Raw genomic sequence first — 26,328 nt, forward strand, 5'->3', positions numbered from 1 at the left:
CGCTATACATGTTTACTTTTTACGTCATTAATTGAAAGGAGATCTAAATGTCATCTTATACAAATGATATAAATGCTGTTTCAGAGTTAGTTCAAGCTAAGGGAAATTCTTGGGCTGCCATTAACCCAGAATCTGTTGCACGTATGCGTGCACAGAACAAATTTAAAACGGGCCTTGATATCGCGCAATATACCGCTGATATTATGAATGCAGACATGGCGGCCTTCGATGCAGACAACACGCTATACACACAATCATTAGGTTGCTGGCACGGTTTTATTGGCCAACAAAAAATGATTTCTATTAAGAAGCACTTTGGTGGCAAGACGGATCGCCGTTACCTTTACCTTTCTGGTTGGATGGTGGCGGCCTTACGCTCTGAGTTTGGTCCTTTACCCGATCAATCAATGCATGAAAAAACCGCGGTTGCTTCATTAGTCGAAGAGCTTTATACATTTCTTCGGCAGGCTGACGCGCGTGAATTAGGTGGCCTGTTTCGTCAATTAGATACGGCTCGCGAAGCAGGTGATGAGGCTACAGTCGAACAAATCCAAGATGAAATTGATAATCATGTGACCCACGTTGTGCCGATTGTTGCTGATATTGATGCGGGCTTTGGTAATGCGGAAGCGACTTATTTAATGGCCAAACAAATGATTGAAGCGGGGGCCTGTTGTTTACAAATTGAAAACCAGGTGGCGGATGAAAAACAATGTGGTCACCAAGATGGCAAAGTCACGGTTCCTCATGCTGATTTTCATGCCAAAATTCGTGCATTACGTCACGCATTTCTAGAATTGGGTATCGACAATGGGCTAATTGTTGCTCGTACAGATTCTGAAGGTGCTGGCCTAACCAAAGAAATCGCGGTGGTTAAAGAGCCTGGTGACCAAGGCGATCAATACAATTCTTTCTTAGATGTTGAAGAAATTGACGTAGCTGATATGGCTGAAGGTGACGTATGTTTTAATCGTGACGGTAAACTTGTTCGCCCTAAGCGCTTACCTTCTGGTCTATACCAATTTCGTCAAGGTACTGGTCCTGAACGTTGCGTATTTGACTCAATCGAAGCCATTAAAGCGGGTGCCGATCTTCTTTGGATTGAAACGGCAACACCAAGCGTTAAAGACATTGCAGACATGATGAACGAAGTACGTAAAGAGATTCCTAATGCGAAGTTAGTGTACAACAATAGCCCATCATTCAACTGGACGCTTAATTTCCGTCAACAGGCTTACGATCGATGGGTCGAAGAGGGTAAGGATGTATCGGCTTACGACCGAGAAGATCTGATGAATGCTAAATATGATGCAACGGAATTGGCTGCCGATGCAGACGATAAAATTCGCACGTTCCAAGCTGACTCGTCTCGAGAAGCAAATATCTTTCATCACTTGATTACACTGCCGACGTATCACACAGCCGCATTGTCTACAGATAATTTGGCTAAAGAGTATTTCGGTGAGGCTGGAATGCTAGGCTATGTAAGGGACGTACAGCGAAAAGAAATTCGTCAGGGTATTGCCTGTGTTAAACATCAAAATATGTCGGGATCAGACATGGGCGATGACCACAAAGAATATTTTGCGGGTGAAAATGCACTGAAAGCGGGTGGCGCGAAAAACACCTCCAATCAGTTTTCTTAAATACCTAGAGAGATGCGTTAGCTAAGCGTATTTGTTGAAACTTATGTACTTTAAAGGCGGCTTTTTCTACTGAAGTCGCCTTTTTATTTGGCTGAGTTTAAAATTCGACGTAAGGTTAGTATAGATAGAAAGGACCATTAAATGCGTGAGATACCCCATTATTTAAAAGATGCCAACATGCTTCTAAGCAGAAACGGTTTTATTACTAGTCATGTTTGGTATCACGGTACCTCCTCATCTTTAGTTGACTCTATTTTGTCTGCTGGCTTAAAACGTTCAGGTGATCACCTTATGAACGAAGCAGCAAAGAGCACCATGGCGACTATTGGAAATACTTATCGTGAAACGACTGAGCCAGTTTTTTTAACACCCAGTAAAGAACTGGCCTATTACTGGGCTCAGCAAACTGTACGCCGTAGACGTTTACGGGTTGGCGTTGAAGAATCGCCGGTTGTTTTTGCTATTGCATTAACGCAAGAACAACATCAAGCTGTTCGCCCTGATGTTGGCGCAGCCAGTTTGTTAATGATTAAGGACGGGCAGGACTACCTTGAGTATGTTGCCGCGCTTTATCAACACTGTCAGGCCGGAGAACTGCGTATAGATTTGAAGAACGCACCTCGTTTAGACTATTTAAATAAGCTCGGAATGGCCTATATTAATGAAGATATTAAGGCAGACTTTATTTCATTGGTGTCTGAGTGAAAAAAAGGGTTGAAGCGATTAATAGGCCTAAATAGTGTGCTGTAGGAGTTATCAGTACATGTGTTTATAAAATTAAGTTGAGCTGTTTTTTCTAAAGCATGAGGTGTTATAAACACAAGCAGTGCACTTATGTGAACGTGCGGATGATTTAAGTTAACTTGAAAAATCATTTCACAGGCACCATTTAGTAAGTTAACTGGAGTTTGTAGCAATAAAATATAGTGGTGTTAAAAGGCTGTTCAGATTTGAAGCAGATGGTATACCATTGCTCAACGGCCTGATGAAAAAGTCTATCTATTTAGTTCGACTATATAGAACAAGATGATGTTTTTTCTGTCAAAATGACATAACTTAATTTTAATTATTGAAACGTATGCCTGATTTACCTTTTGAAGATGACCAAGACGACGGCAATTTAGCTGTTCAAGAATCAAAACCGAAGTTGCAAAAGCCGCCGATGTATAAGGTGTTGTTGTTAAATGATGATTTCACGCCAATGGATTTTGTGGTGTCTATTTTGCAAACAATTTTTTATAAAGATAAAGAAGAGGCCGTTAGAATCACCATGAATGTGCATACTAGTGGTATTGGTGTATGTGGTATTTATACTAAAGATATAGCGGAAACAAAAGTGCAACAGGTCATAGCGCATTCTCAAGAGAACCAGCATCCTTTGCAGTGCACATTAGAAGAAGTGGAGTGAACAATGCTTAACAAAGAGTTAGAACAGTCATTAAACGATGCGTTTAAACAAGCGCATGAGAAACGTCACGAATTTATAACAGTAGAACACTTGCTGTTAGCGATGATGAGTAATAAGTCTGCGTGTGAAGTGTTTGAAGCATCTGGTGGCAATGTAGAGGCAATGACCAGTGATCTTGAGGCATATTTAGAAGAGTCTACACCGATCATTCCAAGTGATGTCGAACGTGAAACTCAACCGACACTAGGTTTTCAGCGGGTTCTTCAGCGAGCGGTATTTCATGTTCAGTCGTCCGGTAAAAAAGAAGTGACTGGTGCGAATGTACTGGTGGCTATATTTAGCGAACAAGATTCACAAGCGGTATATTTAATGAGCCGCCAAAATGTGACTCGGCTTGATGTGGTTAATTTTATATCTCATGGTATTGCAAGAATTGAAGAGGACGACATGTCTGACTTTGAGGAAGTTCCTGCATCAGAGGGGGAAGAGGCTTCAAATGATCCACTAACAAAGTATGCAGTTAATTTGAATGAACAAGCGAAACTTGGAAAAATTGATCCCTTAATTGGTCGTGAAAAAGAGTTAGAACGTACGATTCAAACCCTATGTCGGCGCCGTAAAAATAATCCTTTATTGGTTGGTGAGGCAGGCGTTGGTAAAACAGCAATTGCGGAAGGCTTAGCGTTAAAGATTGTTGAGGGTAATGTTCCTGAAGTACTTGAAGAGACCACTATTTATTCATTAGATATGGGCACATTAGTTGCCGGAACAAAATACCGAGGCGATTTTGAGAAACGACTAAAAGGTTTGGTCAATCAACTTAAAAAACAAGAAAAAAGCATACTATTTATTGACGAAATACATACTATCATTGGAGCAGGTTCTGCCTCAGGTAGTGTGATGGATGCTTCAAACATGATCAAACCAGCTTTGGCATCGGGTGAGTTGCGCTGTATTGGTTCTACTACCTATAAAGAATTCCGCGGTATTTTTGAAAAAGATCATGCCTTAGCAAGACGTTTTCAGAAAATTGATGTCAATGAGCCATCAGTTGACGATACTATTCGTATCTTAAAAGGCTTAAAACCACGTTATGAGGAACATCATAATATTGAATACAGCGCTGAAAGTATCGAAACGGCAGCTAAATTAGCAGACCGTTATCTCAATGATAGGTTTTTACCGGATAAAGCAATTGATGTTATTGATGAAGCTGGCGCAAAACAGCGTTTGTTGCCTGAAGCGGATCGGCCACCGGTGATCTTAACTAGTGATATCGAAAAAATCATTGCTCAAATTGCGAGAATTCCTGAGAAAAGCATTTCATCTCAAGATAAAGACAAGCTGAAGGACTTGGCGCGCCATCTTAAAATGGTTGTTTTCGGCCAAGATGAAGCGATTGAGAAACTGTCTGATGCTGTTATTTTAAGTCGAGCTGGGCTTGGCCAAGAAGAAAGAACCATAGGGTCATTTTTATTCGCTGGTCCTACGGGTGTAGGTAAAACAGAAGTGACCAATCAACTAGCCAAAATAATGGGTGTCGATTTAATTCGCTTTGATATGTCAGAGTACATGGAGCGTCATACGGTCTCTCGTTTGATCGGTTCACCCCCAGGTTATGTTGGCTATGACCAAGGTGGCTTACTAACAGAGGAAGTGAACAAGCACCCGTATGCAATTTTGTTGCTTGATGAAATTGAAAAAGCCCATCCTGATATCTTTAATTTATTACTGCAAATTATGGATCACGGCACGTTAACAGATAATAACGGCAGAAAAGCAGACTTTAGAAACATCATGTTAGTGATGACGACGAATGCTGGCGCGCAAGAAGCGAGTCGTGCCTCAATTGGTTTTACTGAACAAGAGCACTCATCAGATAGTATGCAAGTGATTGAAAAGTCATTTTCACCAGAGTTTAGAAATAGACTCGATGCGGTTGTTCAATTTAAATCACTAGACGAAGACACCATTATTCATGTGGTAGACAAGTTTATATTTGAACTAGAGTCTCAATTACATGATAAGAATGTATCGTTAACATTGGAGCCGGAAGCACGTAGTTGGTTAGCGAAAAAAGGCTACGATCCTAAAATGGGCGCAAGACCGATGGAACGTACTGTGCAAGAACATATCAAAAAACCATTGGCTAACGAACTGTTATTTGGTCGATTAACCAACGGCGGAACAGTGAAGGTTTACGTAAAGGATAATAAGATTGATTTTATTATCACAGAAGCAACGAAAGACTTAATTGAGCAGCGTTAATAACGCTTACCAAATGATAAGGTTCTGATCGGGTATGAGTTAACGGGGTGTGTCCCCGTTAAGTAATACGTATAGAGTGATGCTTATTTAACTCGGTAGGTGATTCGGCCTTTTGTTAAATCGTATGGTGTCATTTCTACTTTAACGCGGTCACCCGTTAAAATACGAATATAGTGCTTACGCATTTTTCCTGAGATATGCGCTGTGATAATGTGACCATTTTCCAACTCAACACGAAACATTGTATTTGGTAGCGTATCTTTTACTACGCCTTCCATTTCAATTTGATCTTCTTTTGCCATGATTTCCTTTAAAAAATAATAAACTAAACACTTGATTAACAAGCTAATGCGGCGCGATTTTACACTATTTGAGCGGTGTTAAGTACGAATTGGTTTAAAAAGTTATTGGGGAGTCCAAAGATGCGCTTTGATCGGGTAGCTCATCATCTTTAGTGTAACGACGCCATTTTCCTTCAATTAACATCTCAAGGGGCATGAAATTAGTTTTATAAGCCATTTTTACTGAATTTTTTATGTAATACCCAAGGTATAAATGCCTTTTCCCGCGGTTTTGAGTGGCCTTGATTTGCTGCAAAATTGAAAAGGTCCCCAGACTTCTAGCTGAGTATTCTGGGTCGAAGAAAGTATAGACTGCAGAGAGGGCATCACCAAAAATATCTGTTACTGAAACAGCTAATAGTTTTTCACCCAAACGGGTTTCAAACATCAAACTGTTACCAAATGATTGACATAAAAACTCTTCGTATTCATTTTCACCGAAACTTTCCATCGAGCCACCAGGGTGTTTAAAAGCTTGGTATCGGCAGTATAGCTCGTAGTGTTCTGTTGAGAAAATAGATTGCACAGAGCTAACGCTTAGGTCTTTATTTTTTGTTAACACTCTTCGTTGGCTTTTTGATGCGTTAAATGTTTGCACATCCACTCTAGAGGAAATGCAGGCACGACAACTAGGGCAGTGTGGGCGATACGTATGTTGTCCGCTTCGCCTAAAACCGATGCTAATAAGGTATTCGTAAATGCTAGGTGTTACTGTGACATCAGGCGAAATAAAAATATTTTGTGATTGTCGATCCGTTAAGTAATCACACGCTTGTGGTGTTGATATATAGAGTTGTAACTGTCTGCCAGCTGGGGAGGGTGAGCTCATGAAAGTAACCACGCGTTTGTCGACGGTTTTTTTAGACAATATACTGCAAGTTGTTCAGCAAATTCTTTTCTCGGTATGGTTGATGCGCCCAATCGCTCTAGATGGTCGGAGTGGACTTGGCAATCTATCAGCTGAAACTCCCATTGACTTAACTGTTTGCATAAAAAAGCAAACCCCACTTTGGATGCGTTATCTAACCGGCTGAACATTGATTCGCCAAAAAAAACCTGCCCAATGCTGACACCATAAAGACCACCAACTAGTTTTTCGTCCGCCCAAACTTCAACTGAATGAGCGTGACCTAAAGTAAACAGAGTTTGATAAGCATCAATCATTGAATCGGTAATCCAAGTGCCTTGTTGCTCCTTTCGACTCGTAGAGCAGGCCACGATGACCTCATTAAATGCCTTGTCAACGGTGCAGCTATATAAATTTTTATTGATACATTTTTTCAGGCTGCGAGAAATATGTAGATCATTCGGTTTTAAAACTAAACGAGGGTCAGGTGACCACCAAAGAATAGGCTGATCTTCTTCAAACCAAGGAAAGATACCGCAACGGTAGGCATTTAGTAAGCGCTGGGGGCTTAAAGTTCCCCCAGCTGCTAGTAAGCCATTTGGCTCCTCTAATGCATAATCTAGAGAAGGAAATGGTTCAGCATCATTTTCTATATCTAACCAGTGGAGCATGATAGATTACAGATCTTTATGCATCCTCTAAAGCATCAAGAAAACGCTCGGCGTCAAGCGCAGCCATACAACCAGAGCCTGCCGATGTAATGGCTTGCCTGTATATAGAGTCAGCGACATCCCCAGCGGCAAAAATACCTGGAATACTGGTTTGTGTTGCATTGCCTGAGCTGCCACGTTCAGTATGTAAGTATCCATGAGACATATCTAATTGGCCGTCAAAAATCTGAGTGTTAGGTGAATGACCGATGGCAATAAAAACACCTTCTAGGTCAATCTCTTTCGTACTATTATCTTGAGTGTTTTTAATGCGAATACCCGTGACACCCATATCGTCGCCGAGTACTTCATCCAATTGGTTAAACCATTCGACTGAGATATTACCATCGGCCACTTTTTTCATTAATTTATCGGATAAGATTTTTTCCGAACGAAATGAGTCACGTCGATGAATAACTGTAACGTGTTCTGCAATGTTAGATAAGTAAAGTGCTTCTTCAACGGCAGTATTGCCGCCGCCGATAACAGCAACACGTTGGTTCTTATAGAAAAAACCATCACAGGTGGCACATGCTGAAACACCTTTTCCTTTAAATGCTTCTTCAGACGCTAAGCCTAAATATTTTGCAGAAGCACCTGTGGCGATTATTAAGGCATCGCAGGTGTATGTGCCTGCATCGCCCTTTAAAGTGAATGGGCGTTGTTGTAATTCGGTAGTATGGATATGGTCAAACTGAATTTTTGTATCGAAGCGTTCAGCGTGTTGCTTCATTCTTTCCATCAAAGCTGGGCCTTGCAAGCCTTCTACATCACCAGGCCAATTATCAACTTCAGTAGTTGTCATCAGTTGGCCGCCTTGTTCAATACCGGTGATTAATAAGGGTTTTAGGTTGGCTCTAGCAGCATATACAGCAGCTGTGTAACCTGCAGGGCCTGACCCTAAAATAATTAATCGATGATGTGAGTTGTCGCTCATAAGTGGCTCCTAAATAACTGTGTTTAAACTATGCTTATACCCAAGGGGGTATGTTTGAAAATGAGCGCTGGCTCATTTAATTTAATTTTAAAGCGCTGTAGTATGGCGATAAGATCTAACTAGGTAAAGTATTATGCTGATGAATATTGGTATTCCAAAAGAGATTAAAACAGCTGAAGGGCGTGTTGCATTAACGCCAATGGCTTGTCAGGAACTCATTGCGAAGGGGCACCGCCTTTATATTGAACATCAGGCTGGTGTTTTAAGCGGCTTTGATGATGAGCAATATAGGCAAGTTGGTGTGATTGTTTGCCCTACAGCGCAAGCGCTTTATAAGGCAGGCGATTTAATTGTAAAGGTAAAAGAGCCGCAAGAGGGGGACCTTCAATATTTAACACCTAATCACCTTCTTTTTTGTTTTCTTCACCTTGCTGCGAACGAAGAACTAGCGAGTAAATTATCAAAAATAGGCCTGACGGCTGTTGGTTTTGAATCGGTGCGAGATAATAAACAGCTGCCAATCCTTAAACCCATGAGTGAAATAGCCGGAAAACTATCTGTTCAGATAGGTGCTACTTTATTACATCAATACCGCGGTGGTTCTGGTTTATTGTTAGGTGGTTTGCAAGACGATGGTGTCGAAAAAGGGCAAGTATTGGTACTTGGGGCTGGTTCTGCTGGAAGGCAAGCAGCCTTATTAGCAAGAAATATAGGCGCGAATGTGTCTGTTTATGATAAGTCACTTGAGGCACTTGCATCAGTCACTCAACTGGATCCTTTAATTAACCCTATAAATAATCAAGAGGAATGTTTGTCGTTAATGGCTACCACAAACTTGTTAGTGGCTGCTTTGCATGTTCCCGGGAAGAAAGCGCCGCATTTTATTAACCGTTCCCATTTAAAATTAATGATGGAAGGTTCTGTTATTGTGGATATTTCAGTGGATCAAGGGGGATGTGTTGAAACAACTCGTCCGACAACGTATAACGAACCGACTTTTGTAGAGGAGGGAGTTACTCATTTTTGTGTGGCAAATATGCCAGGAGCGGTACCTAGAACGGCTACGCAAGCTCTTTCAGAAGTGTTACCCGCCTATATCCATCGACTTGCACAAGAAGAGTGGTCTGAACGAGATGCGGTTATGAAATCGGCCATTAATGTCAAAGCAGGAAAAGTACTTATTGACCTGCTTTAGACATTAATGACGAGATCAATATTTTACTTAAAGTGTGCCTTCAAGTAATTTTTTATTTAACTCAGCCCAACCTGTACCAGATTTAGCAGCGCCTTCTAAGTAGTGTTCAGGTGCTGTCATGTAAGGAGGGCGGCATGGACCTGCTTTCATCCAACCAGCTGCATTAATACGCGCTTTTTCTAACTGAATGTTATATTTAGAAAATTCAGCAAAGCCTCCAGGAGGGAATAAGCTAGACAGTGCTAATGCCATTTGTGGGTAAAGCTCGTCTGGTCTACTCCAGTCACCTGTTTTAGCGGCTTCTCTAACACTGTCACGCCAATGCATGGTTAGCTCAGGGCCTGTACAAGCAAGTGGTGACCAAAAAGCAGTGTTGAATTCTGGATCCATTTTAGCAGCATCTGCGTGATCGATTTCTAGTGGCAAAAATCTAATTTGCTTTTTTGAAACCATCGTGTGCAAGTGTAGTTGAGCAATATTTATGTACTTGCAAGTGATGACTTGTGGAATGTTAGCAACTTGAGCCCAAAATGGAGCTGGGAAATCAAATTTAAATGCTTCTGGGTTAGCGTAAATAGCGATTGCCATTTCAGGCACAGCTTCAGCAACATCTTGATAGAAACGAACAGCTGCAGGTACATCAATTTGCTGCCACATTGGTAAGCCTAACATTGTTCCGTCAGCACCAATATCTCGTGCATGACGTAATTGACGAATAGTCTCGCGAGTATTCATTGTTGTAACACCAACAAAGATAGGTACTCGTCCGGCTGAAGTTTCAACCATGACTTCCATCATTTTTTTCTTTTCTTCCCAAGTAAGGGTAGCGCCTTCTCCAAAAGTTCCTTGGCTCATGATGGCGTCAACACCAGATTCAATAAGGCCGTCAACAGCTCTAGCGATTTCGTCATAATCAACGCTGTCTTCTGTTTGCCATTGATCACCAGTTTCAATCGCTGGTGTAGGAATGATTGCCCAAGCACCATTCACATCTTCTACTGTTAACCTGTCTTGTCTTCTAGCCATAATTATGTCCACCTATTTGTTATTTTTAAAATAAATATGAGAGGGAGAATTGTATATTGATAACATTTTATATACCAAGGACTTTTATCAGTTTTTTCTTATATATAACTTGAACCTGACAGTCGAGGTATTTAATACGCATTTTAATTTTATTCTAACCGTATAAAAATCTTAATATTATTTATTAAAGTGCGCAAAAAAATTAATAAATTGGGCCTAAGCGGTGACTCCATGGGATAAATTAACCGAATGTTTTATATTAAGCTTTAGCTATTTTATAGAACATGTTATTTAAAAAAGCCCCGCGTTGATCCACATATGTACATAAATACTGGCAGCGTAACCGAGAGCGATAATCGGTGCCCATTTAAGGTGTGAAGCAAATGTATAGATACCACGTGCTTGCCCCATTAGGGCAACACCTGCAGCAGAGCCGATTGATAATAAGCTTCCTCCAACTCCAGCGGTTAATGTAACCAGTAACCATTGACCTTGAGACATATCGGGCGACATGGTTAAAACGGCAAACATCACTGGAATGTTGTCGACAATGGCAGACATAAGGCCCAGTAATACATTTGCGGTAGTTGGCCCTAGGTCGCCATAGATGAATTCGGAAGCCAGACCTAGGTAGCCAAGAAAGCCTAACCCTCCTACCGCCATGATCACACCATAGAAGAAGAATAGGGTGTCCCATTCAGCGCCTGCAACCTTCTCGAAAACATCAAATTCACGAAAATCAGTCTGTGCGTTATCTTTACTGCCTTCTTGAAATCTTTCTTCAAAACCTGGTGAGTTTCGTGAATGCTCGCTAATTTTGAGGTAATAACTAAAAAATTTCAGGTAGGCTAAACCGGTCATCATGCCAATGGCAGGAGGTAGGTGCAGGAAGTTATGAAAGCAGACAGCGGTCAAAATGGTTAATGCAAAAAGCATAACAATAGTTAGACCGCCTCGTTTAATAAGCAATGTTTCATTATCATCGACAGAGTTAGGCATTCCAGCAGGGATGAAAGCACTCATAATGGCTGCGGGTACTAAATAATTTACCAGTGATGGTATAAAAAGGTTAAAGAATTCAGTAAATTGAAGTAAGCCTTTTTGCCACACCATTAACGTGGTGATGTCGCCGAACGGGCTGAACGCACCGCCTGCGTTTGCACCAACAACGATGCTGATGCAGGAAATAGACACAAATTTAGGAGCGTTTTTGCCAACGGTAAGCACAACAGTACACATGATAAGTGCCGTTGTTAGATTGTCTGCCACCGGTGATATAAAGAAGGCTAGGGTACCGGTTAACCAGAATAGGTTTTTATAACTGAAGCCTTTATCAATTAACCAGCCACGGAGCGCATCAAATACTTTGCGCTCTATCATCGCGTTTATATAGGTCATTGCTACCAATAAAAAGAAGAATAATTCGGCATATTCAAGAAAGTTATGGCGTAAGGCGATTTCTGCAGCATGATCATACCCATGGGTCTTGTATGCGATTGCGATCATGATCCAGATGAGCCCAGCAGCCAATAAGACCGGTTTGGATTTACGTAAGTGAAGTTGCTCTTCAAAGATCACTAGTGTGTAGGCGAGAGCAAAAACTAATAATGATAAATATCCAACTATAGTGGATGTAAGGTCCATCGGTTGGTAAGTAGCTGAGGAGGACCATGCAAGGCAGGGGGTTATTAGCAGCAGTAAAGCGGCTGGTATCATAAGTATTTTCATCTAAAGTGCTCCTTATTATTAGCACTGTGTTAAAAATGCTAAAAAAATTATCGAGTATGAAACGAAATGAACGTAGATATCTGTTCTATTAAGGTAAAGGTTCCCACGATTGATCGTGGGAACCCAGCCTCACCGTTATAAGGTTTAATTTAATGTTGAATGGCCTTAAAAATCCCAACAAAACTGGAGTCACTTTTAATGTTTATCTGTAATTGAAGTGATCTAGCAATGTCGCTGGCTGAAATGATTCCTCGAATTTTGTGATGCTTATGGTCCACAACCAGGCAGTGTCGGTAACCGCTGTTTTTAAGGCTACCAATAACATCTTTAATAGAGGCGTGTGCCAGATCCGAATAATCAAAAGATTTTAATTTATTTCTCGGTCTCATAAAGTCAGTAACAGACAGTTCTTCTCTGTTTTCACCTTTAGATACACGCTTAAGTATTTCCCGGCTATTTAAGTCCTCTAGGCTAACGACACCTAATAAATGATTGTTACTATTAACAACAAACTTTAAGCGAACATGTTCTGTTTGCATGAGTTTTTCAGCATCTATGGCAGACATAGAGGAGTTTATAACCATCGGTTGGGTTTTTTCAAAATCGGTGAAGATTTCGAGCGCTGGTGACTTCAAGCTAATTTGTTTGTTTAGCTCTGGCCAAGCTAATTCATCGAAGGGAGTAGTATCGTAAAATGCTAAGTCTTTCATCGTTGTGCTCTCCAGTTTTTAAATGATAATGATATGCCATGGGAAGGCAGAAAATGACTTTAAGGGAGGCGTGTTGTCTTACAGTATTGCATAGCTGATGACGGCTATTGCGAATGCGCAGCTATTAGGCAGCCCTTAAAAAATAGTTGTTTTTGACCAGAAAAGTCTAGTCTGTATAACGTTAGCCGATGAAGGAGGGAGGGGCGCGGATAGAAAATTTGCCAGCAATATTATGTGCTGAAACGTAAATAGGCTGTGAACGGTCGCTATGAGTAGCGTGTTTTTTGTTGTGATAGACGTGCGTTGATAAAAAATCATCAACGTTATCAAAAGGATTGTTTTCATCTGATAACTCAAACTCTACAAGCGAAGAGGCAGGCTTAAAAGAGCTGTCTGAATATAGGTGCTGTGTATCACCTAGAGCCGCCGATGAGACGGCGATCAGTGTTAAAGACAGAAAAAATAGACCTATCTTTGATTTCTTAATTAACATGAGGAATCTGATGAGGTTAGTCCAACTTAAATTAATGGCCAGTGCGTGTAGATTGCCTAATAAGGAATATTGCTGAAGGTTAATGATATTGTCAATGGAATTTGTATAAAAACCTTTGTCGTTCGTAGAGCCTGCTGTTTACATAAAGATAAAGAATAATTAGCTCTCAGTCGCCATTAAAATCGATTTATCGCATTCGGTTGATGACTGGATCGGCTTTCAGTTTATTGATGATGAACTGGTTACACCTGAAAATGAGTTTGTCACACTGGGTAAAATTCGCGCTCATTAATACCTTAATGTGACGATTGATTTTAGAGCTTACGAGAACACCAGGCTAAAAGAAGATATTGAACGTTTAACGTCGCCTAAAGCCTTTTTATATAACTGGAAAAATTTTCCATAGCATCTGAAGAGTACACGCTGTAATCCTTAGCTTTAATGATATTGCCGAATATCCTACTTCGTATAATGTATATTATGTTAAATTAATACCTAAACGACAGTTGAAAATTAAGAGGGTTAATGAATTTAGGACCTCACTTTATTAATTTTTAGTTAACGGGTTATTTATTTAAATAAAGCCATTTAACAGGGGCTACTCTATTTAATGTGTGAATTAGCGAGGTTATTTATTATCTGCTCGGCCAAGGTACAGGCTTAAGACAAAGTTATGTCGAAACCCTTTGGTCACGTTTTGGTTTTTGGCTTAAACGTGTAGCCTTTACGATATAAATGTTATGTTGTATCATAACTTTCATCGCATGGGATGCATGCTATCTCAATGATGTAATTGATACTAATAATATCAGGTATGTCGATATCTAAAGCGATATACCGCTTAACCATTCTGGCAGATTGAAGATTAAAAAAACTATTACCTAGAGGGTCACTAGAATGAAGAATACATTACTTAAGTTCGTTAGCTTTAATCTAGTTTTCCTAAGCGCTGCAATACAGGCTGAGGAAGCAAGGACGAACTTAGATGCACATGTTCATGGCGTATCTGAGCTAATGGTAGTGGCCGAAGAGAATGCGCTTGAAATTCAATTTAAATCACCCGCTATGAACCTCGTTGGTTTTGAGCATCAGGCGAAATCATCAAAAGACCTTAAGGCGGTTGATAAAGCTGCTTCAACGCTTCGTCAACCTGAGGCTCTTTTCTTAATGTCTGATGCCCATTGCAAGCTGATTAATATGTCTGTCGACCTATCCAAAATTATCGACATAGACCATCAGGATAATGATCATGACAGAAGTTCAAGTAACCATAAGCATGAACATAACGATAATGGGAAGCATCATGATGAGAACCACAGTGAAATAATGGTCACCTATAAATACCACTGCCAAGACAGCACTTCCCTGCCCTCAATAACCGTGAATTTATTTGAGTTTTTTACGGGTATTGAAGAAATAAACACCATGTGGATTAATCAAACAGGGCAAGGTGCGGTAACACTCCGACACAATAACCGTACTATTAACTTTTAGGTCACATTTATGGATAACACAGATAGCATCCTTCAATCTGCAGAACGTCATTGCAAAGATCACGGCACCCGATTGACGGAAAAAAGAAAGCTAGTTTTAACGGGGCTTATACAGTCTGAGATGGCTCTTTCCGCTTATGAATTAATTGCTGAGGTAAAGAAACAATACAATCAAGACCTTGCCGCCATGTCGGTTTATCGTATTTTAGATTTTCTAGAAAGTGAAAAACTGGTTCATAAGCTCAAATTAGCAAATAAGTACATCGCTTGCGAGCATATTAGCTGCGACCATGCTCATGGTGTGTCGCAATTTTTGATTTGCGGGCAATGTAATAAAGTTAAAGAAATCAACATTAAGCCAGCGACTATGGCGGAACTTCAAACGACCGTTAACAAAGCCGGATTTAAACTTATCAGCCCCCAATTTGAAATGAACTGCATTTGTGCTGATTGCCTAGCACATACAGCCTAACAACCTAGGACAGTATTAAATGAAAACAACACAAGTGATGACAGACAAACTAGCGATTGGTTTATCATTATTATGCACCCTCCACTGCCTAGCCCTACCGGTTTTATTGGTCTTACTGCCCAGTATGGCGGCACTGGGGTTAGATAACGAAAACTTCCATCTATGGATGGTTGTGGCTGTCATTCCAAGCAGTCTTTACGCTTTGACCTTGGGCTGCAAACAGCACAAACGCTATCAACTGTTCTATTTAGGCGCAATTGGAGTGGCACTACTCATCTTGGCCTTAGCTTTAGGAGAAGAGCGAATTGGTGAGTCAGGTGAAAAGACACTGACAGTTTTAGGCGCCTGCTTCGTTGCCATTGGCCATTGGTTTAATTACCGCCTTTGTCATGCACTAGACCATGAAGACTGCGCCTGCCCTAACGATAAAGATTCTGGTGTAAATTGAAACGCGACTACTTTATCGCCTTAGAGCAAAAAAACAATAACGCTTTATTAGCATTGTCTGAAGTTATAGAGCAACTTGCCTTTAACGAGCAAGGTTTAATTCCTGTTATTACTCAAGATGCAAAGACCCAGTCAGTATTAATGTTCGCTTGGATGAATAAAAAGGCACTTGAACAGACAATTGCAACTCAACGTATGACCTACTGGTCGAGAAGCCGTCAGCAGCTTTGGATTAAAGGTGAAACCAGTGGTAGCTGGCAAAAATTGCTAGCCATGTCGTTCGATTGTGATGGCGATGTTATTCTTTGTGAAGTCGAGCAACAAGGAGCTGCTTGCCATACCGGCCGCAAATCGTGTTTTTATTTGCACGTTGACGTTGATAGTCAGCACGTTAGGATCACTGACAGCAATGAGCTCTGAAAGCGGTAACGTTCAAGCCGTTCCCACCAACATCATTACAGGCTTTTTAGGTGTTGGAAAAACCTCTGCAATTTTGCATTTACTTAAATGCAAACCAAACGATGAACGCTGGGCGGTATTAATCAATGAATTTGGAGAAATTGGTGTCGACGGCAGTGTTGTAGCGGGTCAACATTCAACCGACGAGGGGATTTTCATTCGTGAAGTACCCGGGGGCTGCATGTGTTGTGCTGCCGGCTTACCCATGCAAACTGCCTTAAACCAACTCTTGTCGAAAACCAAACCAGATCGCTTACTGATTGAACCCACCGGGCTCGGACACCCTAAAGAAGTCTTGCAGGCGCTTTCTATGGAGTATTATCAGGAGGTCTTGTCCTTGCAGAAAACCATTACCTTGGTGGATGCAAGGAACTTGTCTGACTCACGCTATACCCAGCATGAAACGTTTAACCAGCAAATTGCAATTGCCGATACCGTTGTTGGCAATAAATTGGACTTATATCAAGACACTGATAAAGCCAACTTAATTGCATACGTGAAACAACGAGGACAGACGAACACGCGTGTTATTTTTACCCAGCATGGGGAAATACCCTTTTCAGCATTACAGGGCTCAACCTCTAGTTCACAGCAACCTTTCCCTATCCATCATCACGAATCGGGTTCAAAACCATTTGTTTCAGAGGCTGCCATACCGGCTTGCGGATTCTTAAAGGCCATCAATCAGGGTGAAGGATATAAAAGTATCGGCTGGCGCTTTTCTCCTCATAAGGTTTTTCAGCGCGAAAAATTACTGGTATTTTTAACCGGCCTGCAAGTCGAACGAATGAAAGCCGTTTTTATAACTGAGGCTGGTTTTTTTGCTTATAATCTTGCTAATGATACGTTAACAGAGATTGGACTGGACGAGTGCTTAGAAAGCCGTATTGAAATTATTTCTGACCGCCTCGATAACGCCATAGAGCCTCAGCTAATGGCTTGTATCGCCGATTGATTTTTAATGGTTTATTCTGAGTAAAGCTCAAATGATTGCATCTGCATGCTGTAAGCGGCTGTTGCCACCTCATTTTCAACAAGCGATGTTTTTACAATACCCGATACCCAGAAAGGGTCATACAAAGCCTCTACTTTTAAGCCTTTTGGGTAGTTTACAAAAATAATCTGATTAGGTGGTGGTGGCGGCACATGAATGCAGGCACCAAAAAAGGGTACTAGAAAAAACTGAGTGATGGTTTGTTCATCATCAAACTCTAAGGGCACAATAAAGCCTGGAATTCGAATCGCTTGCCCATCCATTTCCTGAACAATCCGTGTTGAAGAGAGTGCCTTTTGATAGGGGTCATCGCTGGCAGCAGCAAGAGCATTAGCAACTTGGCTACTAATCTGATCTTCAAATGAACCATCTTCAATATCATTTATGTAGCTAGGCGGATTAAGAAGTATTTCTAAGTCTTCTTTCGGCATCAACTCCGTCCATTCAATGGTTTTGAAGCTCGATCCTGACAATGTTGCCTGTTCAGACTTATCAGTTATTAACGGTTGCTTAGTTGGCGACTCTACTACTTCTGGCCTCAATACTGGATCTATTGCTTCGTTAACAACCTCACTATCTGGCATCTCACATGCTAAGAGCGTCAATGTGGCGAATATAAAAAACGTTACGTTTAACAGTCTAGGCATTATGTTAAGTATTCAAAAATTTTAAAAATTGATTTCATTCTGCAATGTTACATTATATCATTTATAGCACTTTAATTGATGCATTGTTGAGGCGTTTAATGGCCATTGAGCTCACCAATATCCGCTTTCACTACCCGGCACAGCCTGAGCAGAATATATTAAATATTCCCCATTGGTCTTTAGCTAGTGAAGAACGGATATTTTTACACGGCCCTTCAGGTAGTGGCAAATCAACTTTACTGAGCCTGTTGAGTGGTTTACTTCCGCCGAGCGATGGACAGTTGAACGTTCTTGGCCAACCTTTAGATAAAATGAGCGGCCGGCAGCGTGATCGCTTCCGTGCTGCGCATATCGGTTATGTATTCCAGCAGTTTAATTTGGTTCCCTACCTCAGTCCAGTCGACAATATCTTGTTGGCGACTCGGTTTGCAAAACGACAGTCCTCAATCGACCTAAACGAAGAAACTCAAGAGCTATTAAATGCATTGCACATCGCCAAGAAAGAATGGTACCGCCCTACCCGCGAGCTAAGTATTGGGCAACAGCAACGCGTTGCCATTGCCCGCGCTTTGATCAACAAACCGCGTTTACTGATGGCTGATGAACCTACCTCTTCGCTAGACATGAAAAATAGAGACGCCTTTATGGACTTGTTAATGACGATAGTGGCTGATAACAACATGACATTACTGTTCGTCAGCCATGACCTTAGCTTATCCAGTTATTTTGAGAATGTTGAATCTTTGCATGATATCAATCAATTAGGGGGTTCAGCCTCATGCTAGCCAAACTGGCCCTGCAAAGCTTACTCGACCGTAAAGGCTCAGTTATGCTCTCATTGATGGCGATGACAGTGAGTATTTTTGTGTTACTCGGTGTCGAGCAAATTCGTCAACAAACTAAAGAGAATTTCTCTAATACAGTGTCCGGTGTTGACCTGATTGTAGGCGCTAGAACAGGCAGTCTCAACTTACTGTTATATTCTGTTTTTAGAATCGGCTCGCCGACCAACAATATCCGTATGGAAACCTACGACAATATTGCCAGCAATGAAAAAGTGGAATGGGCGATCCCGATGTCTCTCGGTGATTCACACAAAGGCTATCGTGTGCTGGGCACCTCGACAGACTATTTTCGCTATTTCAGCTATGGCAAACAGCATCGTTTAGCATTTACTCAAGGACAGGCATTTGATCAGTTGTTTGATGTCGTATTGGGTTCCAATGTCGCACAACAACTCGGTTATCAATTGGGTGATAAAATCACCTTGGCTCATGGTCTTGCCGCCACTAGTTTTAGTATGCACGATGATCGACCCTTTACCGTGGTTGGGATTTTAGCAGCTACCGGAACGCCGGTTGATCAAACCTTGCATGTTAGCTTGCAAGGTATTGAAGCCATTCATACCGATTGGCAACAAGGCGTGAAAACACATAACAATACACTCACTCAAGCAGAACTAGAACAAACCAATTTAAAACCCAAAAGCCTTAATGCTTTTATGCTGGGTCTTAAATCAAAAATGACCACATTCCAGTTTCAAAGGATGATCAATCAATACAAACAAGAACCTTTACTGGCTATTTTGCCAGGGGTTGCTTTATCAGAACTCTGGCAAATGATGAGTGTTTTAGAAAATACGCTACTGTTAGTCTCTGCATTGGTTTTTATTGCTGCCTGCTTGGGGGTTAGCGCAATGCTACTGGCATCGATTCGCGAGCGCAGCCGTGAAATCCACTTACTGCGTGTTATTGGCGCACCGCCCTATATTTTGTTTTTACTCATTGAGCTAGAAGCCCTACTGATTACACTGCTAAGTTGTGTTTTAGCAATCGCTCTTTTGGCTCTTTGCCTATTTTTCTTACAGGATTATTTAATATCGCATTTCGGGCTACCTATTCAATTAAATTTATTGACCGAAAATAGCCTGTATTTGATGGCTGCGTTAATCATTACGTCTATTTTTGTCGCCATCATTCCTGCGTTGAGCAGTTACCGAAAAGCTAGATCGTAGCTGCCCTAGTAGGTAAGCAACACAAGCTAGTAGAGAACCGAGCTAATGACTCCTCAACCTCATCAGATAAATCATCGATTATTGATAATACTTTTCAATTTTAATGATAGAAGCTAGAAAAAAACGATGCTGGGAAACTGACTTTTTTCAAGATCAAAACGTATAAATAACTTGCTAATGGGCTAATGCATAGCAACCAAATATAGTAATAAATCAGATTACTTTTTAATCATAAACTATTGAAATATAATATTTTATTAAATCTATTTAACCCGCGCTATTTCTTTCCAGTTTGTTGTATAAAGGCTGGACCTATTAATGGGAACTGACTGCTGTAATGACTTATTACCTGCTGCAGCAAAACGAAGGCTGTTATTAAATCGTGAATTAATAGCATCCATCGTTTTCATAAGGGTTACGCTTTTTTCATTCTCTGTCGACTGACTGTTAAACATATCCTGCTGATGGATCACACTGCTCTGAGCCAGCTGTATATCTCCTAACGTTACACCCGCTTTTTGATATTGATAGCCTGGGAGAAAAATACCCGCTAATAGTTTTTTGGCGATTTTAATTAAATCCCGACTATCTTGTGTGCCCGATTTTAATTTATAAGTCGCTTTTTCAGAATAAAACGGTTTTTTATCGAATGGGCTGGTACGAATAAAAACACTCACTTGCAGCGCAACACCCTGCTGGGCTCTTAGTTTTTCGGCTGCTTTAAGACAAAAAACACTCAATACTTGTTCAAGTTCTTGCTGATCAGTCACTTTATCTTTAAAGCTTCTAGAGCAAATAATTTGTTGCTTTGGTTTTTGCTCTTCATTAAAAGACATAACTGGAGTCCCTTGCAATTCTTGCACTGTTTGAGCCAAGGTAATATTAAAATGCTTTTTTATTGAATTAATGGGTTGGGATTGCAAATCCCATACAGTTTCAATACCCAACGTATTAAGCTTTTCGTTTAATCGGCGGCCAACTCCCCACACTTCGCCAACCGGCGTTATTTGCATTATTTTCTGGCGCCTAATGGGTTCGTTAATATCTACTACCCCACCGCTACTTGGCCATTTCTTTGCCGCATAATTTGCCAGTTTAGCCAGCGTTTTTGTTGGGCCTATCCCTACCCCAACCGGTATACCAACCCAGCGTGCTAGGCTGTTTTTTATCTCTAAGCCTAAGTCAGTTGCGTTAACGTTATGTCGCTCCAAATCGATAAAAGCCTCATCTATCGAGTAAACATCTACCGAGGGCGAAAAAGCAGTCAGGCTATGCATGATGCGTGCGGATAAATCTGCATACAAAGGGTAATTAGAGGAAAACAGTTGTATATCGTGCTGTCTAACCAGCTGCCTGACTTGGTGGACAGGGACGGCCATTTTTATGCCTAGGTCTTTAACCTCTTGGCTACGAGAAACAATGCAACCATCATTATTACTGAGCACGGCCACCGGTTTATTCAATAAGTCGGGACGAAATAATCGCTCACAACTGACGTAGAAATTATTGCAATCAACCAGTGCAATGTTTGCGGGGTATTTCACGGTAAGTTAGCGTTTTTATAGGTTTTTATACATTGTGGATAACGCTCGTTACCACACCCCAAATAACCATGTCTACTTCCTCTTTTATGGGTATATCTGGGTAATCTGGGTTCTCGGGAGCAAGCACCAATTTACCTTCTTTTGAGCGCAGCCGTTTAACAGTTAACTCGCCATCTAGAGCACAAACAACTATTTTACCCACGCCCGCATGAACAGAGCGATCAACCACAAGGATATCATCGGGGTGAATACCAGCGCCCAGCATAGACTCCCCTTCTGCTCTAACAAAAAAAGTAGCCGCCGGCTTGTTAATAAGGAGTTCATTCAGGTCAAGTCTTTTTTCTATGTAATCATCGGCCGGTGACGGGAAACCAGCGGCAACACTCACACCATAGAGTGGGATAGATGGTACGGGGCTATCTAAATCGGGTAAAAAAATATTAGGAAAAGGTATTTTTTCAGCGTTAATTTTTTGCTTTTTGTGTTCCAGTAATTCGCTAACAGTCGCCATAAGGCTTTCTGGTATTCTAACGGCCTTGGTAGGTTCGCCATAGCTTGAAGAGCCTTTTTTGCGACCTGCTCCTGCACGCGCTCCTCCATGTTTTGTTACTTTTTCGACCATGATAAAACTCTTTTCTATAAGACACTTGAATAGTGTACGTAAATCAAGTTGGAATGAAAAGGGCTTTTAAAAGTTATCCACTAAAACTGTGGATAACTTTGTGAAGAAGTATCGTAAAGCGAAAAAAAGGTAGTGCTGGCGACTACTTATAAAAACTGGTCTAATTTTGACCAGCCATAATATTTTGCTAGTTTCTAAGCGCTATAATCAACAACGTTATGCTGTTGAGCACCGAGTCCTTCGACTTCGGCAACCACTTTGTCGCCTGCTTTAAGAAACTGTGGTGGGTTCATACCAAGCCCTACTCCTTCTGGCGTGCCGGTAAAAATTAAATCACCCGGTTGAAGGCTCATAAACTCATTAATATAGCTCACCAATTTTTTAACTGAATGAATCATCGTATCGGTGTTGCTGGCCTGCATCCGTTTACCATTAACATCTAAGCTCACAGCGCATGATTGGTACTGTTTAAACTCATCCAAGGTCACAAAGTATGGTCCAATGGGGGCAAAGGTATCTGCACTTTTACCTTTAAGCCACTGGCCACTTCGGCTTTTTTGAAAATATCGCTCAGATACATCAATGCCCGTACAGAAACCAGCAATATGCGCTTCTGCATCGTCTTCTGAAATATATCGAGCTGGCTTACCAATAATAACGACAAGCTCTATCTCCCAGTCCACTTGTGTCGCGCCTTTAGGTCGCTCAATAAGGTCAAAGGGGCCGCTTAAAGCACTAACTGCTTTGGTAAAGAGCACCGGCTCGTCTTGCTGCTTGCCCCCTGTTTCTTTAATGTGCTCATCATAATTTAAACCAACAGCAATAATCTTGCCTGGGTTTAATAACGGCGCGCCAATGCGGTCAGGCTTTTCTATAATGGGCAGACTATCAACATCGAGGTTTTTCAGTGCCTGTAAACCATCGTTGGCTAAAAAATCAGATGAAATAACATCACACACACCCTCTAAAGAGCGAATTCTATTGTTACTGTCTAACAGGCAAGGAGTTTCCTGACCAGGTAAACCAACATTGAGTAATTTCATAGAGGAGCCTTTTCATTAAGGGTTAATTAAATACTCTGATACTATATCTGAATCACTATGTTGGTGAACAGTGATACAAACTAATAATAAATTTGGGAGATATAAATATGAGTAATGCAGTTGTAGCCTTAGGCGGGTTCGCGTTTTGGACCTTAATTCTTGTTTTATCGATAGCCACATTTCGTGCGGTTAGTGACCTTGTTCTTAAGCGCGGTATTCCTATAAACGGCTTTAAACCGGATGGCTCAGATGTACCGGGTTTTGGTCAACGATTAACCCGTGCACACTTAAACAGCCTTGAACTGCTACCGGTTTTTGCTGCCGTCGTATTAACGGCCTCTTTGGCGGGTCAAATGGCTTTATTGGAACCAACCGTTATGTACATTCTGTATGCTAGAGTGGCTCAATCTATCGTACATCTGATTTCTACTTCAGCTATTGCTGTGCTGATTCGCGGTATCTTCTTTGTTGTTCAAGTTGCATTATTAATCTCTTATATCTGGCAGATTGTTATGTAAGAAAGGTTACATTTTTTAGTTAGTCAACAAAAAGGCTAAACCTTATCTTCAGGTTTAGCCTTTTTTATATCCCTTGTTTTTTGTTAAATAGCCGTATAATTACTGGCATGCAATTGAAACAAACACAGCGACTCATCGCCTTTTTTATCAGCTTATTGATCAGCGTTAACGTACTAGCAAAACCTCAACGGATTGTTTCGCTAAACCTATGTGCCGATCAGCTATTAATGGCGCTATTATTACCGCCCGAGCGATTAATTGCTATTACGCCATTAGCAGCGAACCCAGAAGCCTCTTATTTATACCAAAAAGCGGCTCAATATCATCAACATAGTAGCCGTATTGAAGAGATTATGGCACTTAAGCCAGACTTAATTGTTGCTGGTGAATTTACCGCCCAACCAACTAACCAGCTACTTGAAGAGTTAGGTTATAAGGTGATCAAGTTAGGCTTACCTATTAACAGTGACGGCATTTTTCAGCAAGTGCGCTTTTTAGGTCAGCAAATTGGTGAACCTGCTCGTGCCGAGGCGCTTATTCTGGCTATGCGCAAACAGTTAGCTAACATTATTGGGGCACAAGATAACAGGTCTCAACGAGCAGCTGTTTACTATGCCAACGGCTTTACCGCAGGCCAGCAGACGATCGTCAATGAAATTTTAACAATGACGGGGTTAAGAAATATTGCTGCGGAATTGAATTTAGATTTTGTTGCCCCTTTATCGCTAGAATCCCTATTAGCATCAAAGCCAGACATTCTTTTATTAGGACGCTCCAATAACAACACCAACAGCTTAGCGCACCAAATTTTACAGCACCAGGCCATCCAGCGATACGCAGCGCTCAAACAGGTAAAAAGAATAACCATTCCTGATAGATATTGGAGTTGTGCAGGACCGTCTAGTTTCGCTGCAGCGAGTTATCTACAGCAGCAATTATTAGCGCAACCTCTTTAATACGCCCATGCAAACTCGCTTAATGACTAACCATAACGAAACCCGCTTAACAGCGATCTTATTAATGAGCCTGTTAGTGTTAATGGCATTGTCATTAATAATAGGCGAATTAAATATAAGCATTATCAATAGCTTAAAAAGTATTGTTAATAACGAATCTACACTAGAATCTATTGTATTTGAAGAAATTCGTTTGCCTCGCACCCTACTCGCTGTGCTGATTGGCGCGTCATTAGGTTTATCCGGCGCGGCCTTACAAGGTATGGTTAGAAATCCATTAGCCGAACCCGGTGTTATCGGCGTATCAAGCAGTGCCGCCTTGGGCGCAGTGATTGTTTTTTACTTTGGTTTAAGCGCTATTTTTCCCATTGCATTACCGCTCGGGGGGATAGCCGGTGCTTTATTAGCGGTTGTTTTTCTGTACTTATTAACCGGTAAAAATAGCAGCATGCTCACCCTAATATTGGCGGGCGTCGCTGTTAGTAGCCTTACAGCGGCCTTAACAGCGTTAGCGCTCAATTTATCGCCTAACCCCTATGCTTCTCTTGAAATATTTTTTTGGTTAATGGGCTCCTTAGCCGATAGAAGCTTTACACACGTTTGGTTGATTCTACTGCCAACCCTATTAGGTTGGTGGTTAATGCTAAAAGGACGGCGCGATTTAGATGTACTCTCACTCGGTGAAGACACTGCCCAATCCTTGGGTGTTAACTTAGCAAAGCTTAATCGACGTATTATTTTAGGCGTTGCCTTAGCAGTTGGTTCTGCGGTATCGGTAAGCGGTGGTATTGGCTTTGTAGGCTTGGTAGTCCCGCACTTACTGCGGCCACATGTAGGCTACCAACCTGGGCGGCTATTAATATGCAGCGCACTGGGTGGTGCTATATTACTATTAGCAGCCGATATGATTGTTCGCTTAATACCGACGCAACAAGAACTTAAAATTGGCGTATTAACCGCCTTATTAGGCGCCCCTTTCTTTTTACATTTAATTTTAAAATCAAGACGAGAGTGGCTTTCATGAGTTTAGTGGCATCAAACATAGCCGTTAGTTTATCCGGCCACAGCATATTAAAAAATATGAGTATTCAGTTTCCAGCAGGAAAACTCACTGGATTAATTGGCCCTAATGGAGCCGGTAAATCCACGCTGATGCGTGCCTTAGCTGGTTTACTGCCGATTGAATCGGGTGTAATACGTTTGGCAGACAAAGACATTCAAGCCATGCAAGCGATTGAATTAGCAAAAGAAATAACCTATTTGCCGCAACTTGGTGAATGCCATTGGCCGCTAACCGTTGAACGGGTCGTTATGTTAGGCCGGCACCCGCATAATGATGGCCATCATGCAGATAGTTTAAGCTTACAAGCAGTAGAAAAGGCTATTAAAGAAGTGGATATAGAGCACCTAATAGGCCGCTCGGTTAATGAGCTATCTGGCGGTGAGCGAGCGAGAGTGATGCTAGCTCGAGCACTGGCCACTGAGAGCCCTATTTTACTGGCAGATGAGCCGATCGTATCACTCGACCCGCGGCATCAAATTGAGGTTATGGCGTTATTGCAAACGCTGGCGAAAAAAGGAAAAACAGTTATTATTGTTTTACATGAACTGCACTTAGCCATGAGGTATTGTGAGAATCTTGTTTTACTGAATAACGGGGTAAAAACATCTGAAGGTATCGCCAACGATGTACTATCGATTGAGAACATGCAGGCTGTTTATGGTGTTGATGCGATTTTTGGAGAACACCAAGGAAGCCAATGGGTTTTACCTTGGCAGCATAAAAAAAGGGAGAAGGCATAAGCCCTCC

Annotated in this window: 28 protein-coding genes; 16 read left to right on the plus strand and 12 right to left on the minus strand. The window is 41.4% G+C overall.

What is annotated here, in order from left to right:
- Positions 1-47: 47 nt before the first annotated feature.
- The 4 genes from CPC19_RS06775 to clpA all read left to right on the plus strand — a co-directional run bounded on the left by CPC19_RS06775 (position 48) and on the right by clpA (position 5,322).
- Positions 48-1,646: an isocitrate lyase gene (locus CPC19_RS06775; protein ID WP_016390644.1), complete on the plus strand. Its 1,599-nt coding sequence runs from the start codon at positions 48-50 to the stop codon at positions 1,644-1,646.
- 141 nt (positions 1,647-1,787) lie between these two features.
- Entirely contained in the window at positions 1,788-2,351 is a 564-nt protein-coding gene (locus tag CPC19_RS06780) for a hypothetical protein (RefSeq protein ID WP_016390645.1), read from the plus strand.
- 373 nt (positions 2,352-2,724) lie between these two features.
- Positions 2,725-3,054, plus strand: coding sequence for an ATP-dependent Clp protease adapter ClpS (gene clpS / locus CPC19_RS06785; RefSeq protein ID WP_015005971.1), 330 nt, complete (start codon positions 2,725-2,727; stop codon positions 3,052-3,054).
- 3 nt (positions 3,055-3,057) lie between these two features.
- Entirely contained in the window at positions 3,058-5,322 is a 2,265-nt protein-coding gene (clpA, locus tag CPC19_RS06790) for an ATP-dependent Clp protease ATP-binding subunit ClpA (protein WP_015005970.1), read from the plus strand.
- Positions 5,323-5,405: 83 nt separating this feature from the next.
- Here clpA and infA read toward each other — a convergent pair whose 3' ends face one another.
- The 4 genes from infA to trxB all read right to left on the minus strand — a co-directional run bounded on the left by infA (position 5,406) and on the right by trxB (position 8,157).
- Positions 5,406-5,624: a translation initiation factor IF-1 gene (gene infA / locus CPC19_RS06795; RefSeq protein WP_015005969.1), complete on the minus strand. Its 219-nt coding sequence runs from the start codon at positions 5,622-5,624 to the stop codon at positions 5,406-5,408.
- 94 nt (positions 5,625-5,718) lie between these two features.
- Entirely contained in the window at positions 5,719-6,492 is a 774-nt protein-coding gene (locus CPC19_RS06800) for an arginyltransferase (protein WP_015005968.1), read from the minus strand.
- The gene (gene aat / locus CPC19_RS06805) at positions 6,489-7,181 is read right to left on the minus strand and encodes a leucyl/phenylalanyl-tRNA--protein transferase (protein WP_016390646.1); all 693 of its coding nucleotides are present in this window, start codon (positions 7,179-7,181) and stop codon (positions 6,489-6,491) included. The genes CPC19_RS06800 and aat overlap by 4 nt, the downstream gene beginning before the upstream one ends.
- Before the next feature lie 16 nt (positions 7,182-7,197).
- Positions 7,198-8,157, minus strand: coding sequence for a thioredoxin-disulfide reductase (gene trxB, locus CPC19_RS06810; RefSeq protein WP_016390647.1), 960 nt, complete (start codon positions 8,155-8,157; stop codon positions 7,198-7,200).
- Positions 8,158-8,290: 133 nt separating this feature from the next.
- Here trxB and CPC19_RS06815 point away from each other — a divergent pair, with 133 nt between their 5' ends.
- Complete coding sequence (locus tag CPC19_RS06815) at positions 8,291-9,352, plus strand: alanine dehydrogenase (protein ID WP_016390648.1); 1,062 nt, start codon at positions 8,291-8,293, stop codon at positions 9,350-9,352.
- A 27-nt stretch (positions 9,353-9,379) separates the two neighbouring features.
- On the opposite strand, the gene CPC19_RS06820 is transcribed toward CPC19_RS06815, so the two are convergent.
- The 4 genes from CPC19_RS06820 to CPC19_RS06835 all read right to left on the minus strand — a co-directional run bounded on the left by CPC19_RS06820 (position 9,380) and on the right by CPC19_RS06835 (position 13,309).
- Positions 9,380-10,378 carry a dihydrodipicolinate synthase family protein gene (locus tag CPC19_RS06820; protein ID WP_016390649.1) on the minus strand — a complete coding sequence of 333 codons (999 nt, stop codon included), beginning with the start codon at positions 10,376-10,378 and terminating at the stop codon, positions 9,380-9,382.
- Positions 10,379-10,669: 291 nt separating this feature from the next.
- A complete protein-coding gene (nhaD, locus tag CPC19_RS06825) occupies positions 10,670-12,106 on the minus strand; it encodes a sodium:proton antiporter NhaD (protein ID WP_016390650.1) in 1,437 nt (478 codons plus the stop codon).
- 149 nt (positions 12,107-12,255) lie between these two features.
- Positions 12,256-12,816, minus strand: a complete 561-nt coding sequence (locus CPC19_RS06830) for a CBS domain-containing protein (RefSeq protein WP_016390651.1) — start codon at positions 12,814-12,816, stop codon at positions 12,256-12,258.
- A gap of 181 nt (positions 12,817-12,997) precedes the next feature.
- Positions 12,998-13,309, minus strand: a complete 312-nt coding sequence (locus CPC19_RS06835; protein WP_016390652.1) for a hypothetical protein — start codon at positions 13,307-13,309, stop codon at positions 12,998-13,000.
- Positions 13,310-14,206: 897 nt separating this feature from the next.
- Between CPC19_RS06835 and CPC19_RS06840 the strand changes: the two genes are divergently transcribed.
- The 5 genes from CPC19_RS06840 to CPC19_RS06860 are packed head-to-tail and all read left to right on the plus strand — an operon-like array spanning position 14,207 to position 17,135.
- Entirely contained in the window at positions 14,207-14,803 is a 597-nt protein-coding gene (locus tag CPC19_RS06840; protein WP_016390653.1) for a DUF2796 domain-containing protein, read from the plus strand.
- A gap of 9 nt (positions 14,804-14,812) precedes the next feature.
- Positions 14,813-15,274, plus strand: a complete 462-nt coding sequence (locus CPC19_RS06845; protein WP_016390654.1) for a Fur family transcriptional regulator — start codon at positions 14,813-14,815, stop codon at positions 15,272-15,274.
- Between the two features lie 19 nt (positions 15,275-15,293).
- On the plus strand, positions 15,294-15,722 hold the full coding sequence (locus tag CPC19_RS06850; RefSeq protein WP_016390655.1) for a MerC domain-containing protein: 429 nt from the start codon (positions 15,294-15,296) through the stop codon (positions 15,720-15,722).
- Complete coding sequence (gene hisI, locus CPC19_RS06855; protein WP_016390656.1) at positions 15,719-16,141, plus strand: phosphoribosyl-AMP cyclohydrolase; 423 nt, start codon at positions 15,719-15,721, stop codon at positions 16,139-16,141. Before CPC19_RS06850 ends, hisI begins: the two co-directional genes overlap by 4 nt.
- Complete coding sequence (locus CPC19_RS06860) at positions 16,131-17,135, plus strand: GTP-binding protein (RefSeq protein ID WP_016390657.1); 1,005 nt, start codon at positions 16,131-16,133, stop codon at positions 17,133-17,135. The genes hisI and CPC19_RS06860 overlap by 11 nt, the downstream gene beginning before the upstream one ends.
- 11 nt (positions 17,136-17,146) lie before the next feature.
- On the opposite strand, the gene CPC19_RS06865 is transcribed toward CPC19_RS06860, so the two are convergent.
- A complete protein-coding gene (locus CPC19_RS06865; RefSeq protein ID WP_016390658.1) occupies positions 17,147-17,758 on the minus strand; it encodes a DUF3299 domain-containing protein in 612 nt (203 codons plus the stop codon).
- A gap of 161 nt (positions 17,759-17,919) precedes the next feature.
- Between CPC19_RS06865 and CPC19_RS06870 the strand changes: the two genes are divergently transcribed.
- Positions 17,920-18,606, plus strand: a complete 687-nt coding sequence (locus CPC19_RS06870) for an ATP-binding cassette domain-containing protein (RefSeq protein WP_033422337.1) — start codon at positions 17,920-17,922, stop codon at positions 18,604-18,606.
- Positions 18,600-19,835, plus strand: a complete 1,236-nt coding sequence (locus CPC19_RS06875) for an ABC transporter permease (RefSeq protein ID WP_016390660.1) — start codon at positions 18,600-18,602, stop codon at positions 19,833-19,835. The genes CPC19_RS06870 and CPC19_RS06875 overlap by 7 nt, the downstream gene beginning before the upstream one ends.
- Before the next feature lie 263 nt (positions 19,836-20,098).
- Here CPC19_RS06875 and CPC19_RS06880 read toward each other — a convergent pair whose 3' ends face one another.
- The 3 genes from CPC19_RS06880 to CPC19_RS06890 form a co-directional block, all read right to left on the minus strand.
- Complete coding sequence (locus CPC19_RS06880; protein WP_016390661.1) at positions 20,099-21,379, minus strand: Y-family DNA polymerase; 1,281 nt, start codon at positions 21,377-21,379, stop codon at positions 20,099-20,101.
- 25 nt (positions 21,380-21,404) lie between these two features.
- The gene (locus tag CPC19_RS06885) at positions 21,405-22,001 is read right to left on the minus strand and encodes a LexA family transcriptional regulator (RefSeq protein ID WP_016390662.1); all 597 of its coding nucleotides are present in this window, start codon (positions 21,999-22,001) and stop codon (positions 21,405-21,407) included.
- A gap of 194 nt (positions 22,002-22,195) precedes the next feature.
- Entirely contained in the window at positions 22,196-23,044 is an 849-nt protein-coding gene (locus CPC19_RS06890; RefSeq protein WP_016390663.1) for a fumarylacetoacetate hydrolase family protein, read from the minus strand.
- Between the two features lie 107 nt (positions 23,045-23,151).
- On the opposite strand from CPC19_RS06890, the gene CPC19_RS06895 reads away from it, so the two are divergent.
- From CPC19_RS06895 to CPC19_RS06910, 4 genes are all read left to right on the plus strand, one after another.
- Complete coding sequence (locus CPC19_RS06895; RefSeq protein WP_016390664.1) at positions 23,152-23,562, plus strand: MAPEG family protein; 411 nt, start codon at positions 23,152-23,154, stop codon at positions 23,560-23,562.
- 107 nt (positions 23,563-23,669) lie between these two features.
- Entirely contained in the window at positions 23,670-24,518 is an 849-nt protein-coding gene (locus tag CPC19_RS06900; protein ID WP_016390665.1) for an ABC transporter substrate-binding protein, read from the plus strand.
- A 22-nt stretch (positions 24,519-24,540) separates the two neighbouring features.
- Positions 24,541-25,542 (plus strand): iron ABC transporter permease, encoded by a 1,002-nt coding sequence (locus tag CPC19_RS06905; protein ID WP_016390666.1) that lies wholly within the window; start codon positions 24,541-24,543, stop codon positions 25,540-25,542.
- Complete coding sequence (locus CPC19_RS06910) at positions 25,539-26,321, plus strand: ABC transporter ATP-binding protein (protein ID WP_016390667.1); 783 nt, start codon at positions 25,539-25,541, stop codon at positions 26,319-26,321. Before CPC19_RS06905 ends, CPC19_RS06910 begins: the two co-directional genes overlap by 4 nt.
- Positions 26,322-26,328 lie beyond the last annotated feature (7 nt).

The organism is Cycloclasticus sp. PY97N (assembly GCF_002443175.1).
GTDB lineage: Bacteria > Pseudomonadota > Gammaproteobacteria > Methylococcales > Cycloclasticaceae > Cycloclasticus > Cycloclasticus pugetii.